At 69.3% G+C, this 1448-nt stretch carries 1 protein-coding gene and 1 pseudogene; both read left to right on the forward strand.

The window, feature by feature from the left end; genetic code table 11:
* Nucleotides 1–546: pseudogene (locus tag N4G66_RS45100) on the forward strand (IS5 family transposase); the annotation flags it as partial.
* A gap of 111 nt (nt 547–657) precedes the next feature.
* Nucleotides 658–1101 (forward strand): ATP-binding protein, encoded by a 444-nt coding sequence (locus N4G66_RS45105; RefSeq protein WP_261710141.1) that lies wholly within the window; start codon nt 658–660, stop codon nt 1099–1101.
* Nucleotides 1102–1448 lie beyond the last annotated feature (347 nt).

Below are 1448 nucleotides of genomic sequence, written 5' to 3' on the forward strand. Positions count from 1 at the left end.
GGTCGTCCTCGATGAGCTCGGCGCCCGGGGCGAGCTGGACTGGTCGCGGTGCGCGATCGACTCGGTCAGTGTGCGGGCGGCAAAAGGGGGCCACTGACGGGACCGAATCCGACCGACCGCGGCAAACCGGGATCGAAAATCCACCTGATCACGGACCGGAACGGACTGCCCCTGTCGCTGGGGATCTCCGGCGCGAACATGCACGACAGCCTCGGCCTGCAGCCACTCGTGCGGGGCATCCCACCGATCCGCTCCCGGCGCGGCCCGCGGCGTCGGCGCCCGGCCAAGCTGCATGCCGACAAGGGCTACGACTACGACCACCTGCGCCGATGGCTCCGCCAACGCCGCATCCGCCACCGCATCGCCCGCAAGGGCATCGAGTCCTCCACCCGGCTCGGCCGACACCGTTGGGTCGTCGAGCGAACGGTGTCCTGGCTGGCCGGATGCCGCCGACTGCACCGCCGCTACGAACGCAAGGCCGAGCACTTCCTGGCCTTCGTCGGCATAGCCGCAGCCCTCATCGCCTACCGCCGACTCACCAAGTGAAACGATGTCTAAGGGTGCTACCCCCCGTGTGGCTGTGCTGCAGGTAACGTTCCAGGCGGGCGTACCTGGCCCTGAAAGGGGTAGCGGGCGGGGAGAGGGAAGCGAGCACGGATGGACGAGACAAGAGGGGCCGAAGGCGAAACGGCCTCGCTGTTGGAGACATCGCTCGCGCTGGACAGCGACGGCTCCCGCATAGCTCAGGCCCGTCATCTGGCCGCGGCTTTCCTGACGAAGGTGAGAGACGACCACGGCATCCCGGTGGTGACCGCCACGGTCGAGATCGTCCAGTTGATCGTCAGCGAACTGGTGACCAACGCCCGAAAGTACGCGCCGGGACCGGCCCTCTTGCACCTGCGGGTCACCAGTGCCGTGGTGCGGGTTGAACTCTGGGACAGCAATCCCGCTGTGCCGACTGCACAGGCGCTGGATCCGGAACGCATCGGCCAGCACGGCCTGGAGATCGTCAGGGCACTCGCCCAAACCGTCATCGTCGAGCGGACCCCCCTCGGCAAGCGCATCACCGCGGACATCGCCCTCATCCCGGCCACCGCATAGCCGGTCCCGTCTCGCCTGTTCGAGTAGCTCATGGCGACGGCCGCCGGTCGGCCGGCGGCCGTGTGCCTCGCGTGACGTGGCCCCCGTACCGTCCGCATCGAGCACTCCCCCGCAGGCAGGACCCGGAAGCATGAAGCCCGGGTATCGAAGCTGCCCGCCAGGGACGCACCGGGCCTGTCGGCCTCTGCGGGAGTCGAGGCGGGCCCGGCGCTCATGGAACGCCGCAGGCTCGCTCTGCTGCGGGAAGCAGCCTCAACCACCACACCCGAACGGCGCAGGGAGACTGCGCCCCCAACCTAGCCCCTCACAGCCGCTATCGACCCGTCGGGTTCGCCGATCCGGCGGCG

Origin of the sequence: Streptomyces rhizosphaerihabitans (assembly GCF_025399795.1) — a bacterium.
Classification (GTDB): domain Bacteria; phylum Actinomycetota; class Actinomycetes; order Streptomycetales; family Streptomycetaceae; genus Streptomyces; species Streptomyces rhizosphaerihabitans.